Source organism: Rhizobium sophoriradicis (genome assembly GCF_025200795.1).
Taxonomy (GTDB): Bacteria; Pseudomonadota; Alphaproteobacteria; order Rhizobiales; family Rhizobiaceae; genus Rhizobium; species Rhizobium sophoriradicis.
This window is the reverse complement of sequence record NZ_CP104152.1, coordinates 845055-859917: the sequence shown is the minus strand read 5'-3', so window position 1 is coordinate 859917 and position 14863 is coordinate 845055. Positions and strand designations below refer to the sequence as shown.

Sequence of the window (14863 nt, the reverse complement as noted above, 5' to 3'; positions counted from 1 at the left end):
TATGAAATGACGTTCAGAGGTCCCGCGCCCGCAGCAATGCCGGGATCTCTTCCGGAGAGACGGGCTTGGAAAAGCGATAACCCTGCGCCTCCTCGCAATGCGCCTGCCGCAGGAAATCCATCTGGGCATCGGTTTCGACGCCTTCGGCAAGCACCGAAAGCTTCAGCGTCTGCGCCAGCGAAATCACCGCCGAGGCGATGGCGACGGCGGTCTTGTCGCCCGGCAGCGCCTCGACCAGCGAACGATCCATCTTCAGCCGGTCGAAGGGGAAGGTCTTCAGCGCCGCAAGGCTGGAATAGCCGGAGCCGAAATCGTCGATCGACAGGCGCACACCGAGCGCCCGCAGCGATGCCATCATCGCAAGCGCGCGTTCGGCATCCTGCATCACCACGCTTTCGGTGACCTCGAGCTCCAGCCAATGGGATTGCAGGCCGTGGCGCTCCAGCGCCTCGGCGACATGGCTTGCGAAATCCGGATCGGCGAATTGCTTGGCCGAGACGTTGACGGCGATCGTCAGCGGCGTCAGGCCCAAATCCTGCCAGGCGCGCGCCTGGCGGCAGGCCTCGTTCAGCACCCAGAGCCCGAGGGGAACGATGAGGCCGGTCTCTTCGGCGAGCGGGATGAAATTGACCGGCGGCACCCTGCCCTTGGCCGGATGGTTCCAGCGGACCAGCGCCTCGATGCCGGTGATGCGGCCGGTGGCGACATCGACCTGCGGCTGATATTCGAGGAACAGCTGATCGCCTGTTATCGCCTGGTGGAGCTCCTCCTGCTCGCCGAGCGGCATGCCGACCGGTGTGCCGGCGCCATCGTGATGCTGCAGCGTATTGCGGCCGAGCTGCTTGGCCCGGTACATGGCGCGATCGGCATTGGCGAGGAGCTCTTCGGCGGTTGCGCCGTCGACGGGGAAGGCGGCAACGCCGATACTCGAGGTGATGGCGATGTCACCGCTCTCGCCGCGCATCGGCCGGTTGATCGCCTTCTGCAATTCGCGCAGGCGCCGCGCGATGCCGGCGTCGTGGCTCGACTGGTGGACGAGCACCACGAGGAATTCGTCGCCGCCGAGCCGCACCACCATATCCGAGGCGCGGACGCTGTTGGCCATGCGGGTGGCGATCTCCTTCAGCACTTCGTCGCCGGCGGCGTGGCCGCGGCCGTCATTGACGTCCTTGAAATTGTCGAGATCGATATAGGCGACGGTGACCTTGCGATTGTTGCGCCGGGCCTGATCGAGGATGCTGGCCAGCCTTTCCTTCAGGAAGGCGCGGTTCGGCAGGCCGGTCAAATCATCATGATGAGCCATGAAATGGATGCGGTCATCGACGCGCTTGCGCTCGATGGCGATGCCGGCGATGTGCGTGGCGAGCGCCACCAGCTTCATCTCATGCTCGCTGGGACGGCGGACTTCCCTGGAATAGAGGGCGAAGGTGCCGAGCACATTATTCTCAGAGGTGGCGATCGGCGTCGACCAGCAGGAGCGGAAGCCGAAGGGGGCAATCAGCGCGCGGAAATCCTCCCAGAGCGGATCGCTCATCACGTCTTCGACGATCACGGTCTGGCCGCGCCAGGCGGCCGTGCCGCAGGAGCCGACCTTGGGGCCGATGGTGACGCCGTCGATCAGGCGGCTGTAGCCGCCGGGCAGATTGGGAGCTGCCCCGTGATAGAGCCTGGTGCCCTCGCTGTCGAGCAGCAGCACCGATCCGTCGATGCCGGTCAGCTGCGCCTCGATCATCAGCACCAGCGCTTCGAGGATCATCGGCAACGGCTCGTTGCGGGCGATCATTTCGAGCAGTTTCGCCTGGCCGCGATGGAGATCTTCCTGGAGCTTGCGTTCGGTGATATCGCGGGAAACACCGATCAACCCGATGATTTCGCCGCGATCGTTGCGCAGCGGAATCTTCGACGTCAGCCGGCAGACCGGCCTGGGGCTGCCGGGAAGAACGACCGTTTCCTCCATGTCGATCCGGGCCTGGCCGGTCGCCATGATCTGCTGCTCGATATCGAAATGACGGCGCGCCACCTCGAAATCGAACAGGTCGAAATCGCGCTTGCCGGTGATCTCATCGGCACTCCCGAAGCCAAGGTTGCTGGCGGTGACGGCATTGGCGAAGACGAAGCGGCTGTCACGATCCTTGACGTAGAGGAAATCCGGCAGTTCGTGGATGATCGCTCTCAGGCGCAGGTTCTCGACGCCTTCGGACAGGTGGTGGGCGGTCGACGCCATCATTGCCTCGGTCGCGGCAACGAAGCGCCGCGTTTCGGCCGTCAGGGCCTCGGCCGATTCCCATCGCCTGGCACTTGGTTCGTGCATTACCCCATTCTCCCCGGCCCCGCAGTCGTCATTTCCCTTCAAAGTAGTCCTGAAGTCCTTCGGCTTGCTTAAGTGAAAGAGTGAACAACACGCCAAAATAAGCGGCGAGATCCTGCCCTCAACCTCGGCGGCAACCGTAATTTCGCGCGCCGGGGAAAGGTGTGTGCCAAAAGAAGACAGGCGGGATGGCACGTTTCCTGCTAGAGGCGGGCCATGACAGGAGCGCCCGGAATGCCTTCACGCCGCGACATGCTTCTCTTTCTCGCCGCCTCGGCGGTTGCGGGCGGGACGTCGCGCGCGTTTGCCTCGCCGCTGACGGCTGCTGCCCAGCCCGATTTGCGCGGTGCGATCGATGCGGTGGAATATCGCGCCATTCCCGAAAGCGGCGACCGCAAGGCCCGCAACCTGGAGCAGATGATCAAACAGGCGGCGGCCGAGAACGTGCCGGTCTTCCTGCCGCCCGGCACCTACCGGATCTCCAATCTCACGTTGCCCGACAATACCCGCATCACGGGCGTGCCCGGCGCCTCACGGATCGTCTACACAGGCGAAGGCCACCTCTTCGCGGCCGAGAATGTGCGGCGCATCGAGCTTTCCAATCTCGTCATCGACGGCGGCAACCGCTGGCTCGGGGATTATGCCGGCGGGCTCGTGCAATTTACCGGCGTCGACGAGGTGCTGATTGACAATTGCGAAATCGGCGGCAGCCGCAAGCACGGCCTGCAGCTGGAGCGCTGCGGCGGACGGATCGAGCGCAGCCGCATCTCAGGTGCGGCCCAAGCCGGGCTCTACGCGGTGGATTCCGCCAATCTTTCGGTCACCGGAAATACGATCGCCGATTGCGGCAATGGCGGCATTCTCGTGCATCGCTGGAAGAAGGCGGAAGACAGCACGGTCATTTCCGGCAACCGGATTTCCAACATCCGCGCCAATGACGGCGGCACCGGCCAGAACGGCAACGGCATCAACATCTTCCGCGCCGACGGGGTGATGGTGGTGAACAACCATATTTCCGACTGCGCCTTTACGGCGATCCGCGCCAATTCGGCCTCGAACATCCAGATCAGCAGCAACCAGTGCCGGCGCTCCGGCGAGACGGCGATCTATGTCGAATTCGCCTTCGAGGGTGCTGTGGTCTCCGCCAATCTGATCGACGGGGCGGCCAATGGCATCTCGATCGCCAATTTCGACGAAGGCGGCAGGCTCGCGAGCGTCACCGGCAACGTCGTGCGCAACCTGACGCTAAAGGGCCCCTACCAGCACGAGGTCGGCTTCGGCATCGGCATTGCAGCGGAGGCCGATACGCTGGTGTCGGCCAATGTGATCGAGGGCGCGCCGCGCTGGGGACTGCAGATCGGCTGCGGCGCTTATCTGCGCAATGTCGTCGTCAGCGGCAATGTCGTGCGCAAGGCCCCGGTCGGCTGCGCCGTCTCGGTCGCCGATGGCGCCGGCACCGCCGTCATCACCGACAACGTCTTCCAGGAAATCACCGACGGCGCGGTTCTCGGCTTCGAGTGGGAGAAAAAAGTCTCCGGCGAGCTGGCGAACGGCGGCTCGCCCTATGCGCAGCTCACCGTCGAGCGAAACCGCATGTCCTGACGGACGGGGCGGCTTTCAACCGCCGGCGCCTCTGCCGGCGGTAAGACCTCACGCACTTGAATTCATATCGTCGTCACTGCGTCTGATAGGTGCCGGTGATGGTCGCCTCCGCCAAGGCATGTTTCTTTGCCTCCGCCCACATGGCGCTGATGCCGGCGGCATCGGGTGTCAGAAGCTTCGGCACGTCGAGGGCGGCGAGGCGGAAGATATAATGATGCGGGCGATCGCCGGCCGGCGGTTGCGGGCCGTCGTAGCGGGCATTGCCGAAATCGTTCTTGTAGAAGCGCGGCGCCTGTTCGGGTGCGGTGTCGACGCTTTCGGCGAGCTCAGTCCACTGCGCCGGGATATTGGCGATACCGCAGTGGCGGAAGGTGCCACGAGGGGCATCCGGATCCTCGACCACCAGAGCAAAGCTCCTGGTCTCGTCGGGGGCGCCGCTCCAGGCAAGCGGCGGAAAGAGATTCTCGCCCGCGCGCGCATATTTCTTAGGGATTGGCTGATCCTGCGCGAAGGCTTTGCTGATCAATGTCAAAGTCATGACATTCTCCTTTGTCTCCTCAGGGACGGCCTCTTCCCTTCTTATGCTCGCTTTCCTGGTTGCGGCCGCGCATGATCGCGCGATCGTCGTTTCCGGTATCCGGATCCGGCTTCAGATCGCCTCCCTTCCGATACGCCTGCCTCGCCTGTGGATTGCGCTGCAGATCTGCTGCGGCATCGAAATCCTCACCGGCATTTGCCGTCTTCTCGCGTTTTTCGATGACGCGAAGCTGCTGTTCATGCGTCTTCTTCCCCGTCATGACATTCCTCCTTGCTGAGAACGCACTCCTGCTTTCGACGCCTTGACGGCGCCAGCCTCTGAGGCTCGAACCCGCTGGCCTACGCATTGTTCCGCCAGCCCTGAGCGTATCAAAAGCTTTCATCGTCCCATCAGTGGCGGAGGCTTTTCCGCGGCAGGTCCAGTGATTACGATTTCTCCCGACACATTGAGGGGATATGGTCATGCTGACAATCTATGGGGTCTATCGATCGCGCGCCTCGCGCGTTTACTGGGTGGCGGAAGAGCTCGGGCTCGAGTTCCGCTCGGTGCCGGTGCTGCAGGCCAGGCGGCTCGCCGATCCGCTCGCCGCGGAAACGCCGCTCAACACGCACTCGGCCGATTTCACCGCCGTCAACCCAATGGCGCAGATCCCCAGCATTCGCGACGGCGACCTCGTCATGCACGAATCACTGGCGATCACTCTCTACCTCGCTCGCAAACACGGCGGGCCGCTTTCCGGACAAACCGTCGAGGAAGACGGATTGCTGACGATGTGGACGGTCTGGGCGGCCTCCCAGGTCGAGCCGCATTCGGTCAGGATCGTGCTGACCTATGATAACGGCCTCGAAAACAGCGCCGAGGGCAAGGAAACCATCGCGGCCGCATGTTATGGCCTGCGCCGGCCGCTCGCGGCGCTCGAAGGCCAGCTTTCAGGCCGGCAATGGATCGTCGGCGACCGCTTCACTGTCGCTGACCTCAACCTCGCCGAGGTGCTGCGTTATGCCCAGAGCGAGGCGGAGCTTTTCGATGCGCATCCGAACATCAAGGCGTGGATCGAGCGCTGCCAGTCCCGCCCCGCCTACAAGGCAATGCAGGCGGCCCGCAGCAAGGAACCGGTCGAGGTCTGAGGGCGACGGTAGAATTCAGCGTACCGTGCGCTCGGGCACGATCCGGAATTCAGGCCGGCACGGGCTGACATCACCACCTTCTATTGCAGCAGCGATGCCAGACCGTAGAAGGCTGCAGACACCGCTGCAGCCGCCGGCATCGTGACGATCCAGGCGATCACGATGTTGCCAGCCAACCCCCAGCGCACGGCTGAAACACGGCGTGCAGCGCCCACTCCGATGATTGCGCCGGTGATGGTGTGCGTGGTCGAGACGGGAATGCCGAGCCAAGTCGCCCCGAACAGCGTCAATGCTCCGCCCGTCTCGGCGCAGAACCCCTGCATCGGATTGAGCCGCGTGATCTTCGACCCCATGGTATGAACGATCCGCCAACCGCCAAAGAGCGTTCCGAGCGCCATCGCCGCTTGGCAGGAAATGACAACCCAGAACGGCACGTAGAAGGTCGAGCCGAGATATCCCTGGCTGAACAGGAGCACTGCGATGATGCCCATCGTCTTCTGCGCATCGTTTCCGCCGTGGCCGAGCGAATAGAGCGATGCTGAAACGAACTGCATCACGCGAAAGGTCCGGTCGACCGCAAAGGGCGTCTGCCGAATGAACGACCACGAGACGGTGAGCACCAGCAGCAGCGCCAGGAAGAAGCCGATGGCCGGGGAAAGGAAAATCGCGCCGACCGTCTTGAGAAGCCCGCTCCAGACAATCGCGCTGAAGCCCACCTTGGCCAAACCGGCGCCCACCAGTCCGCCGATAAGCGCATGCGACGAGCTGGACGGAATTCCGAAGATCCAGGTGAGGATGTTCCAGATGATCGCCCCCATCAGCGCGGAGAAGATCACTTGCGGCGATACGATCGCTGGGTCGATGATGCCGGTCCCCAGCGTCTCGGCCACATGCAAGCCGAAAAACAGGAAGGCGATGAAGTTGAAGAATGCCGCCCAGGCGACTGCATATTGTGGTCTAAGCACGCGGGTCGACACGATGGTGGCGATGGAATTGGCGGCATCGTGGAGGCCGTTGAGAAAGTCGAAGAAAAGGGCGACAAGAACCAGGCCGGCGAGCAGCGGGAAAGCGAGAGACGCATCCATCAGACGTTCTCGATGAGGATGCCGCTGATCTCATTGGCGACATCCTCGAAGCGGTCGACGACTTTCTCCAGCTCCGCGTAGATTTCGCTGCCGATCAGGTAGGCCATCGCATTGCCGGCGGCGCCATGATGCAAGAACAGCTCCTTCAGTCCTTGGTCATAGAGTTCGTCGGAACGGCCTTCCACCCGCGTAACCTCTTCCGCAATGGCGGAAAGACGCTGCGCATTGGCGCCCACCCTGTTGAGAAGCGGTATCGCTTCGGCGATCAACTTCGCAGCCTTGACGATTTCGCCGCCCATCTGCTGCATGAGCGGATCGAAGCTCGACTGCTCGAACAGGCGGATAGTCTTGACCGTCTTATGCATCATGTCGATTGCATCATCCATCGACTGGATCAGGTCCTTGATGTCGCCACGGTCAAAAGGTGTGATGAAGCTTCGACGGACGGCGAGGAGAACCTCGCGGGTGACGTCGTCGGCTTCGCTTTCCAAGACAACGATGCGTTTGCAGTTTTTCTCGACGTCATTGCCTTTCAAAAGTTCGTCCAAGGCGTGCGCCGCAGCAACGACGGTTCTCGAGTGGGTGGAAAACATTTCGAAGAACTTATCTTCCCGTGGCATCAGCCTGCGAAAAATGCTCATCATGCCAGCGGACCTTCCTCGTGCGGCTGATTGTCATAAATCTGTCATAAACACGCCCGGACTGGTGAAGCAACAGGCAAATTCGGCACACTCATCGCCATGAAGTCCGCAAAAAAACGCAGCAAGCCCCGACCGGACAAGTCTCAGCCATTGCTACGGCAGCTTGCCGCCGTCCCGGCCAAGTTGTTCTCCGGCGCCTTTCGCCAACAGTACGGCGCGCTCTGCTTCCGCCACGCCAAAGGTGGTGCCGGGATTGAGATTCTGGTGATTACATCGCGCGAAAGCGCGCGCTGGGTTATTCCGAAGGGATGGCCGATGAAAGGCAAAAAGCCTTTCGAAGCGGCGGCAATCGAAGCCTGGGAGGAGGCCGGCGTGAGCGGAGCGGTGAGGAAGAAACCGGTCGGCCACTATACCTATCTAAAAGAATTGGACGATGGCGACGTCGTCCCCTGCATCGTCGACGTGTTCCAGGTTGAGGTCACCGAGATCAGCGACGGCTTCAAGGAGCACGGCCAGCGGGTTCTGGCATGGGTCAGCCCCGATGAGGCGGCAAGACGTGTTCGCGAGATCGAACTCAAATCGCTGCTCGTGGACTTCAAGGTTCGCGGTCGCAAGAAGGCCGCCCGTAACAAATTAAACCCGGAAGGATGAGGCAAAGGCCGATTACAGGCTATCGGAACAGCGTCAGCGTGCCGGCCATTTCCTGACGGATCCAGGCCTTGAAATCCCTGACCTTCTTGGGCTCACGCGCACCCTCGGCGGTGATGAAATAATGGCCGAAGCCGGTCTTTGCGCGGATGCCGAACGGGGCCGCCAGCCGACCTTCGGCAAGCGCAAAGTGGGCGAGGGTCTGCCAGGCAAGCATGACGCCCTGGCCGGCGATCGCCGCATCGAGGCAGAGCGAGGCGTCGTTGAAGACATGGCGCGTCGCAAGCGTCGCGCCCGACAGTCCCGCTTCCCGCATCCAGACTTCCCAGCTGAACATGGCGCGGCCATCGATGATGGCAGGCAATGTCAGGATATCGGCGGGCTCTTTCAATGTCGCCGCCATCTCGGGCGAGCAGACCGGAAAGACCTCCTGTTGCAGCAGCAGCTCGGCCTTCACGTCAGGCCATCTGCCAGTACCGACGCGGATGCCGATATCGACATCGCCGAGAGCGGGTTTGACGAGATTGGTCGTCGCATCCAGCCGCAGCTTAATGTCGGGATGGCGCTCGGCGAAGCGGTCGAGCCGGCAGACGAGCCAGCGGGCGGCAAAGACCGGGGCGACCGAGATGGTCAGGATCGTATCGTCCTTGCGGCTGGCGATCGACACCGCCGCCGAAAGTCGGGCGAAACCCTCGTCGAGTGCTGAAAGCACCGGCCGGCCGGCTTCGGTGACGACCATGCCGCGGGCCGTGCGCTCGAAGATCACTTGCCCCAGTTGCGCTTCGGCCTTGATCACCTGCTGGCTGACGGCGCCCACCGAGACGCCAAGCTCTTCGGCGGCCGCCTGCAGCGAGCCGAGACGGCCGACAGCCTCCAGCGCCCTGAGGCCGTTGAGATGGACCGCGTTGAGGTTCTTCATATAGTTTTTCTATAGCAGCGCCGCGGTAAACTCAATTGAAAATCCGCCCAAGTAAGCCGAGATTACAGCATACGATCATGACCCAGCAGCGCTGGAGAAAGCGAGGCCTGCCGTGTCTTTGCTGAAGTTTTTCTTGAAGCCTATTGCTGCTATCAGCGGAACGCGGCCTGCCAATACCCCGACCTGGCAGGAGGATCCGCTGCGCCATCCAGAGATCCAACGCATGTCGCTGCGCGAAATCGCCGATTTGCCGCTCGGCGCGGAGATCCGCTTTCACCCGGAGGAGACCGTGCTGGCGAAATGCGCGTGAAAATATGCTAGGCTCCGCCCGAGGAAAAAGGGCGGGACAATGGCGGACGAAGTTGACCTTATCTTCGAGCGCTTGAAGCGGCTGGCGGCGGAAGCCGGCCTGCCCGAGGTCGAGGAGAGCACCTCCTATGGCAATCCGGCGCTGAAAGTTGCCGGCAAAAGTTTTGTGGCGGTGAAAAGCCCCGAGACGATCGTCATTTCGATTTCGCTCGACGACAAGGATCACCTCCTGGAAATGGCACCGGAGATCTACTTCCAGACCGATCATTATGTCGGTTGGCCGTATCTGCCGCTGCGCGCCGCCCTGATCGGCGACGAGGAATTGCGGCTGCGGCTGATCGGCGCCTGGCTGTTCCGGGCGCCGAAGAAGTTGGCCGATCGCTTCGGGCGTCCGCCGCAGTCATAGGCGAGCGCGCCGAATGGCGGGCGCCGCAACCGCGGGCGTGGGGGCGCTGATCTTTTTAAGCAAAAAATGCAGGCAGCGCGAATCTGAAAGATCGCGCCTTGCTTCAGGCAACGGCGACTCGAAAAAAGCGATCGCGCAGGGTAATCCTCTCTGTCAATATACGCATCTCCGCATCGATCGACAGTCCATCCAGGAGGCCCAGCATGAACGCCGACGTCGCCTTAGTCACCGGCGCAAGTCGCGGCATTGGCCGCGGCATCGCCCTTGCTTTGCTTGCCGAAGGCTTCACGGTGCATGTGACCGCCAGGACGCGTTTCGAGGCAGAGGCACAGCAAGCCGGAGCGGCGGGCTCACTCGAGGGGCTCGAGCTCGAAGCGGCAAAACTGCCGGGACGCATCGTCGTCCACCGATGCGATCATGGCAAAGACGCCGACACCGAGCGTGTGGCTGACGCTATACGGGCGGGCGGCAGGCTCGATATTCTGGTGAACAATGCCTGGCCGGGTTACGAGAACATGGTCGAAGACGGGGATTTCACCTGGCCCCAGCCGTTCTGGCAGCAGCCGGCCTGGCGATGGGAGGCGATGATCGGCACTGCGCTGAGAGGCGCTTTCATGATGTCGCGGACGGTGGCTCCGCTGATGATCTCGGCGCGACGTGGCATGATCGTCAACATCTCCTTCTGGGCAGCCCAGCTCTACGAGGGCAATGCGATCTACGGCATCGCCAAGGCTGCCGCCGACAAAATGGCCGCGGATTTCGCGCATGAGCTGCGTTCTCACAATGTCGCGGCGATCGCTCTCTATCCGGGGCTGGTCCGTACCGAAGCCGTTCTTGAGAATGCCGAATATTTCGACATGAGCAATTCGGAATCGCCTCAGTTCATCGGCCATGTCATAGCAGGATTGTGGCGAGACCCGGCGCTGATGTTGAAATCCGGGACGGTCTCGGTTGCGGCCGCGTTGGCGCGGGAATATGGCATCGCCGACGTCGACGGCTACCGGCCGGTTCCCCTCTCCGCCGGAGACTTTGCCCGGGACTGAGTTTGCTTCGGCTGGCCATCAGGCGGAGCTGCCGAAGCTGAAAGCCGTTGAAATATCGGGATCGCAATGATATCGCTGCATCGGGTCAGCAGTTCACCCAGGCATCGCCGTTCTCCGGAACACGCTAAACCTGACAATGACGAAGATATGGACACCGATCCCGTGCCATGTCGGAAGGGCGATCACCGATAATCCATCCCGGAACGGCACGACCAAAGGATAGGTCATGTCCAGAAAACCCATTCCGCTCACGGTGGGCGACACGTCGGCATTTGCCAAGTCGCTGCGCCTGCAGCTCGCCGCACATGAGGGGCTTCCCTCTCACCTCCAGTTCTTGAACATGATGGCGAGGGCCGCCGGTCACGGCAACTTCCAGAGCCTGCGTGCAAAAACCGGCTCCGGGAGCGAGAAAGAACCACCCACACCGGCACGTGTTGCCGATGCGGCGATCGATCGCAAGCATATCGAGCGCGTTCAACGCAGTTTTGACGAGGAGCTTCGGCTCATGCGCTGGCCCTCGCGGCGCATGGACCAGGTCACGGCGCTTTGGCTTCTTTGGTCGCGCATTCCCTCCGCAAGGGAAATGTCAGAAAGGGAGGTCAACGCTCTTCTCCGCGACAGGCACCTGTTTGGAGATCACGCTTTGCTGCGCCGGGAGCTCTGCGAACTCGGCCTGATGAGCCGGACGCGCGACGGCAGCATCTACAGGCGGGTCGAGCGGCCGATGCCGATACAGGCGGCGACGATCCTGCGTCAGCATTCCTCACGCCAGGCAGATTGATCGCCATTGCTGAGGCGCCTTTTCGGGAGCTCACCGTCGTCTAAAGCGCGTCTCGATCTTTAGATTCGCCGCGCTTTAAGTCTAGTTTTTTGCCCGTCACCAGCTGCAGTTTTGCGTGACATGCATCGGGCGCCTCATTCTGCGCCGCTGCCAGCCTGCCACTGGCCAAGCGAAGGGCGATTGCCGAAGCGCATATAGTGCTAGGCATCCGTCAGCCGCGATCGTAGACGAGCGCGCGCTGAACGGCAGGGCGCTGCAGCATGCGGGCGTGGTGGTCGGTGATTTTTGCGAAGCGGGCGGGGTCGACGCCGTCACCCGGCAGCCATTCGGTCATGACGAAGAGATAGGGATCGGCGAGCGAATAAGTCTCGCCCATCACCCAGGGGCCGTTGAACATCGTCTCTTCGATCAGGGTGAAGCAATCGGCCATATTCCCGGGTACCTTTGCCTTCATCGCCTCGATTGCTGAGGGATCGTCGGCCCAGCGGGGCCCGCGTCGGCGATGGGCATGGTTCACATGCACGGTCGAGCAGAGATAGCTGTTGAAGGACTGCAGCCGCGCCATCTCGAAGACATCGCCGAGCGGCGCCAGTTTGGCGGCCGGCGCGCTTTCAGCGATGAAGCCGAGGATCGCCGGCGTTTCGGTCAGCACGCCGCGCTCGGTCACCAGCGCCGGCACGCGTCCTTTGGGGTTGATCTTCAGATAATCCGGCGAACGCTGCTCGCCATTGGCGAAGCTGAGCTTCTTCGTTTCGAAGGCAAGGCCGGATTCTTCCAGGGCGATCAGGCTTGCAAGCGCGCAGGTTCCCGAGGCGTAATACAATGTCAGCATGGTTCTCGTCTCCCTTTCGGGAAGTGGTATAGCGCAGGGATGAGTGCGCCGGAACCGGGGATGGCGTTTTGCTTTGCGTCGAGCCGCCCCTCATCCGCCTGCCGGCACCTTCTCCCCGTTCTGACGGGGAGAAGGGAACATGCCGCACCCTCTCACCCCCCACAAACCCCTCGCAGGGCACGTCCCCTCTCCCCGTTTCCGCGGGGGTCCGAAGGACGGGTCGAGACCAGTGGCTCGACCCCGGCAAGGGTTAGGGTGAGGGGCAGTCCACAGTCACGAACTCTCGCCCCTCAGCCGCAGCCCGGCACATCCTCCAGCCTGTGCCAGACCGGGATGCCGCGTTCCCTCGCGATGCGCACGTCGTTGTCGGCGCCCTTGGAATCGCCCGGCAGGCGCAGCACGCCTTCGCAGAGCTGCAGCAGCCGGCCGGCGACCGGGTGGAAGATTTCCTCGTAGAGCGCGTCGCCGACCGATTTGCCGCCGGCGGCATGCCAGACCGGCAGCGCCACCCATTCACCGATCATCGGCACATGGCCTGCGGCAAACAGCTTGTGCGAGGGTTCCTCCAGCCGCCTCAGGTTGGCGGCCATCTTTTCCGGGTCGTCGCCGGTTCCAGACCGGTAGGGTCCGGCAATCAAAATCAGCATCTTCCACTCCATCGCTGAGCACTCCCGGCCTCATGCACGGGACTTCCCGAAAATGCACGATAATTCTTGAATGTCGAGTCATTTCGTGCAAGATCACGCTATCTCGTTCAATTTCGTGCGGAGAGACGATGCTGACCACGCAACGTAAAGCCCTGATCCTCGACATATTGCGCCGTGACGGCCAGGTGATCGCCAAGCGCGTCGCCGAGGATTTTTCGCTTTCGGAGGACACGATCCGGCGCGACTTGAGGGAAATGGCGGCGGAGGGGCTGCTGAAACGCGTGCATGGTGGGGCGATGCCGCTTTCGCCTGACCTGCCGGATTTCACCGCGCGCCGCAGTGTCTCGTCCGAGATCAAGGCGCGGCTCGGGGCGGCGGCGGCGGCGATGGTCAAGCCGGGGCAGATGATCTTTCTCGACGGCGGCACGACGACGGCGGAGATCGCCCGGCATCTGCCGCGCGACATGGCGCTGACGGTTGCGACCCACAGCCCGACGATCGCCGCCGAGCTGGAGCACCATCCGACGGCGGAGGTGATCCTTGCCGGCGGCCGGCTCTACAAACATTCGATGGTGGCGACGGGGGCAGCGGCGATGGCGGCGATCTCGCAGCTGCGCCCCGATCTGTTCTTCCTCGGCGTCACCGCGGCCCATCCCGTGCACGGGCTTTCAACCGGCGATTTCGAGGAAGCGGCGATCAAGCGGCACATCGCCCGCTGCGCGGCCGAAACGCATGTGCTGCTGACCGAGGAGAAATTCGACCTCGTCTCGCCCTGCCCGGTGCTCGGCATTTCCGAGGTGGCCGGGCTGATCGTGCCCATGGAGATGACGGCCGAACGGCTGCAGCCCTATCGCGATCTCAACGGCACGATCACCGTGGCATAGTCACTCAGCCAAAGCCGCGGTAACGCTGATATCGCCGACATGGATGCCGTTCCAGTTGCGCATCGAGGTTGCCGCGAAGGCCGTGAGGGCGGCATGCACCGTCTCTTCCGTCTCGAAGAAGCGGGCGAGTGTCGCCGCCACCATGGCTTCGGCAGCACGGGTGGCGCCGTCCTCGCATTTCAGCGCGATGGCGATGCCCTTCTCCGGGATCGCGGCGCAGAAGACGCCCTCGGCGCCGGTTTTGACGAAGATGCGGCCGGGAGCGATCTGCATCAGTTTCGTGCAGGCGCGGCCGGAGCCGGCGACATAGAAGGGCTCGGCCATGCAGGCCGCGATCAGGCGGCGGGATGCCTTGGCGCGCAAAGGCTGCAGGCCGATGCCGGTCGCCATTTTGGCAAAGCCGTGAGCAAGGCTGCGCAAAGGCACGGCATAGGTCGGGATAGAGCAACCGTCGGTGCCGCAGCTTTCGGCGCCAAGCACGGCGCCGGTCAGGCTTTCCATCGCTGCGCGGATCTCGACCTGCAGCGGGTGCTGATAGCCGACATAGGCTTTCGGATCGATACCCCGGTGGCAGCAGGTACAGATGAAACCGGCATGTTTGCCGGAGCAATTGTTGTGCAGCGCGGTCGGCGCCTCAAGCGTGCGGGCCTGGTGGATCAGGACCTTCTGGTTCATCGACCAATGGGCGCCGCATTCCAGCGCGTCGGCATTGCGGCCGGCGCGCGCCAGCATGGAAGCGGCAAGCGCCACATGCTCGTCCTCGCCATTATGGGAGGCGCAGGCGAGCGCCAGTTCCTTGTCGCCGAAACCATAGGCGTCGGCCGCACCGCTTTCGACGAGCGGCAACGCCTGCATCGCCTTGCAGGCCGAACGCGGGAAGACGGCGGCTTCGATATCGCCGAGTGAAAAGACCAGGCTGCCATCGCCATCGACAACCGCCACGGCGCCGCGATGGCGGCTTTCGACGAGCAGGCCACGGGTGACTTCGACGACGACTGGATTGGTCATGGGCTCTCATCCTGGTGCTGGCGGGATGCGGCAGGCATAACGCGTCAGGGCGCGAAAGCCAACGGGTTTAGCCAACCCCTCCGTC

The 14863-nt window shown here is 62.8% G+C and carries 17 protein-coding genes; 8 read left to right on the top strand and 9 right to left on the bottom strand.

What is annotated here, in order from left to right:
• Positions 1–13: 13 nt before the first annotated feature.
• Positions 14–2311 (bottom strand): sensor domain-containing protein, encoded by a 2298-nt coding sequence (locus N2597_RS04215; RefSeq protein ID WP_106797251.1) that lies wholly within the window; start codon positions 2309–2311, stop codon positions 14–16.
• Between the two features lie 231 nt (positions 2312–2542).
• Between N2597_RS04215 and N2597_RS04210 the strand changes: the two genes are divergently transcribed.
• Positions 2543–3910, top strand: a complete 1368-nt coding sequence (locus N2597_RS04210; RefSeq protein ID WP_183598962.1) for a TIGR03808 family TAT-translocated repetitive protein — start codon at positions 2543–2545, stop codon at positions 3908–3910.
• Positions 3911–3983: 73 nt separating this feature from the next.
• On the opposite strand, the gene N2597_RS04205 is transcribed toward N2597_RS04210, so the two are convergent.
• Together N2597_RS04205 and N2597_RS04200 are read right to left on the bottom strand one after the other, a co-directional pair.
• Positions 3984–4448, bottom strand: a complete 465-nt coding sequence (locus tag N2597_RS04205) for a YbhB/YbcL family Raf kinase inhibitor-like protein (RefSeq protein WP_039618572.1) — start codon at positions 4446–4448, stop codon at positions 3984–3986.
• Between the two features lie 19 nt (positions 4449–4467).
• Positions 4468–4707 (bottom strand): hypothetical protein, encoded by a 240-nt coding sequence (locus tag N2597_RS04200; protein ID WP_106797254.1) that lies wholly within the window; start codon positions 4705–4707, stop codon positions 4468–4470.
• A gap of 202 nt (positions 4708–4909) precedes the next feature.
• On the opposite strand from N2597_RS04200, the gene N2597_RS04195 reads away from it, so the two are divergent.
• On the top strand, positions 4910–5575 hold the full coding sequence (locus N2597_RS04195; protein WP_183598960.1) for a glutathione S-transferase family protein: 666 nt from the start codon (positions 4910–4912) through the stop codon (positions 5573–5575).
• A gap of 80 nt (positions 5576–5655) precedes the next feature.
• Here the strand turns inward: N2597_RS04195 and N2597_RS04190 are convergent, their stop codons facing one another.
• Complete coding sequence (locus tag N2597_RS04190; RefSeq protein WP_096764022.1) at positions 5656–6660, bottom strand: inorganic phosphate transporter; 1005 nt, start codon at positions 6658–6660, stop codon at positions 5656–5658.
• The gene (locus N2597_RS04185) at positions 6660–7304 is read right to left on the bottom strand and encodes a DUF47 domain-containing protein (protein ID WP_077994748.1); all 645 of its coding nucleotides are present in this window, start codon (positions 7302–7304) and stop codon (positions 6660–6662) included. Before N2597_RS04185 ends, N2597_RS04190 begins: the two co-directional genes overlap by 1 nt.
• A gap of 96 nt (positions 7305–7400) precedes the next feature.
• Between N2597_RS04185 and N2597_RS04180 the strand changes: the two genes are divergently transcribed.
• Positions 7401–7952: an NUDIX hydrolase gene (locus tag N2597_RS04180; protein ID WP_077994747.1), complete on the top strand. Its 552-nt coding sequence runs from the start codon at positions 7401–7403 to the stop codon at positions 7950–7952.
• A 19-nt stretch (positions 7953–7971) separates the two neighbouring features.
• Here the strand turns inward: N2597_RS04180 and N2597_RS04175 are convergent, their stop codons facing one another.
• The gene (locus N2597_RS04175) at positions 7972–8868 is read right to left on the bottom strand and encodes a LysR substrate-binding domain-containing protein (protein WP_096764019.1); all 897 of its coding nucleotides are present in this window, start codon (positions 8866–8868) and stop codon (positions 7972–7974) included.
• A gap of 112 nt (positions 8869–8980) precedes the next feature.
• Between N2597_RS04175 and N2597_RS04170 the strand changes: the two genes are divergently transcribed.
• The 4 genes from N2597_RS04170 to N2597_RS04155 all read left to right on the top strand — a co-directional run bounded on the left by N2597_RS04170 (position 8981) and on the right by N2597_RS04155 (position 11407).
• The gene (locus N2597_RS04170; protein WP_096764018.1) at positions 8981–9178 is read left to right on the top strand and encodes a hypothetical protein; all 198 of its coding nucleotides are present in this window, start codon (positions 8981–8983) and stop codon (positions 9176–9178) included.
• A 39-nt stretch (positions 9179–9217) separates the two neighbouring features.
• Positions 9218–9583, top strand: a complete 366-nt coding sequence (locus N2597_RS04165; protein ID WP_096764017.1) for an MmcQ/YjbR family DNA-binding protein — start codon at positions 9218–9220, stop codon at positions 9581–9583.
• Between the two features lie 203 nt (positions 9584–9786).
• Positions 9787–10626: an SDR family NAD(P)-dependent oxidoreductase gene (locus N2597_RS04160; protein ID WP_009994138.1), complete on the top strand. Its 840-nt coding sequence runs from the start codon at positions 9787–9789 to the stop codon at positions 10624–10626.
• 226 nt (positions 10627–10852) lie between these two features.
• On the top strand, positions 10853–11407 hold the full coding sequence (locus N2597_RS04155) for a DUF2087 domain-containing protein (protein ID WP_106797256.1): 555 nt from the start codon (positions 10853–10855) through the stop codon (positions 11405–11407).
• Between the two features lie 211 nt (positions 11408–11618).
• Here the strand turns inward: N2597_RS04155 and N2597_RS04150 are convergent, their stop codons facing one another.
• Positions 11619–12239 (bottom strand): glutathione S-transferase family protein, encoded by a 621-nt coding sequence (locus N2597_RS04150; protein ID WP_009996648.1) that lies wholly within the window; start codon positions 12237–12239, stop codon positions 11619–11621.
• A 290-nt stretch (positions 12240–12529) separates the two neighbouring features.
• Positions 12530–12886, bottom strand: coding sequence for a DUF4406 domain-containing protein (locus tag N2597_RS04145; protein WP_096764040.1), 357 nt, complete (start codon positions 12884–12886; stop codon positions 12530–12532).
• Positions 12887–13014: 128 nt separating this feature from the next.
• Here N2597_RS04145 and N2597_RS04140 point away from each other — a divergent pair, with 128 nt between their 5' ends.
• Positions 13015–13770 carry a DeoR/GlpR family DNA-binding transcription regulator gene (locus N2597_RS04140; RefSeq protein ID WP_096770858.1) on the top strand — a complete coding sequence of 252 codons (756 nt, stop codon included), beginning with the start codon at positions 13015–13017 and terminating at the stop codon, positions 13768–13770.
• Here the strand turns inward: N2597_RS04140 and N2597_RS04135 are convergent, their stop codons facing one another.
• Entirely contained in the window at positions 13771–14778 is a 1008-nt protein-coding gene (locus N2597_RS04135; protein WP_096764013.1) for an asparaginase, read from the bottom strand.
• Between the last annotated feature and the right edge of the window lie 85 nt (positions 14779–14863).

Bases quoted from the DNA above. Each gene is read 5' to 3' on its own strand.
- N2597_RS04215 (WP_106797251.1), bottom strand. From the start codon at position 2,311: ATGCACGAACCAAGTGCCAGGCGATGGGAATCGGCCGAGGCCCTGACG.
- N2597_RS04210 (WP_183598962.1), top strand. From the start codon at position 2,543: ATGCCTTCACGCCGCGACATGCTTCTCTTTCTCGCCGCCTCGGCGGTT.
- N2597_RS04205 (WP_039618572.1), bottom strand. From the start codon at position 4,448: ATGACTTTGACATTGATCAGCAAAGCCTTCGCGCAGGATCAGCCAATC.
- N2597_RS04200 (WP_106797254.1), bottom strand. From the start codon at position 4,707: ATGACGGGGAAGAAGACGCATGAACAGCAGCTTCGCGTCATCGAAAAA.
- N2597_RS04195 (WP_183598960.1), top strand. From the start codon at position 4,910: ATGCTGACAATCTATGGGGTCTATCGATCGCGCGCCTCGCGCGTTTAC.
- N2597_RS04190 (WP_096764022.1), bottom strand. From the start codon at position 6,660: ATGGATGCGTCTCTCGCTTTCCCGCTGCTCGCCGGCCTGGTTCTTGTC.
- N2597_RS04185 (WP_077994748.1), bottom strand. From the start codon at position 7,304: ATGATGAGCATTTTTCGCAGGCTGATGCCACGGGAAGATAAGTTCTTC.
- N2597_RS04180 (WP_077994747.1), top strand. From the start codon at position 7,401: ATGAAGTCCGCAAAAAAACGCAGCAAGCCCCGACCGGACAAGTCTCAG.
- N2597_RS04175 (WP_096764019.1), bottom strand. From the start codon at position 8,868: ATGAAGAACCTCAACGCGGTCCATCTCAACGGCCTCAGGGCGCTGGAG.
- N2597_RS04165 (WP_096764017.1), top strand. From the start codon at position 9,218: ATGGCGGACGAAGTTGACCTTATCTTCGAGCGCTTGAAGCGGCTGGCG.
- N2597_RS04160 (WP_009994138.1), top strand. From the start codon at position 9,787: ATGAACGCCGACGTCGCCTTAGTCACCGGCGCAAGTCGCGGCATTGGC.
- N2597_RS04155 (WP_106797256.1), top strand. From the start codon at position 10,853: ATGTCCAGAAAACCCATTCCGCTCACGGTGGGCGACACGTCGGCATTT.
- N2597_RS04150 (WP_009996648.1), bottom strand. From the start codon at position 12,239: ATGCTGACATTGTATTACGCCTCGGGAACCTGCGCGCTTGCAAGCCTG.
- N2597_RS04145 (WP_096764040.1), bottom strand. From the start codon at position 12,886: ATGCTGATTTTGATTGCCGGACCCTACCGGTCTGGAACCGGCGACGAC.
- N2597_RS04140 (WP_096770858.1), top strand. From the start codon at position 13,015: ATGCTGACCACGCAACGTAAAGCCCTGATCCTCGACATATTGCGCCGT.
- N2597_RS04135 (WP_096764013.1), bottom strand. From the start codon at position 14,778: ATGACCAATCCAGTCGTCGTCGAAGTCACCCGTGGCCTGCTCGTCGAA.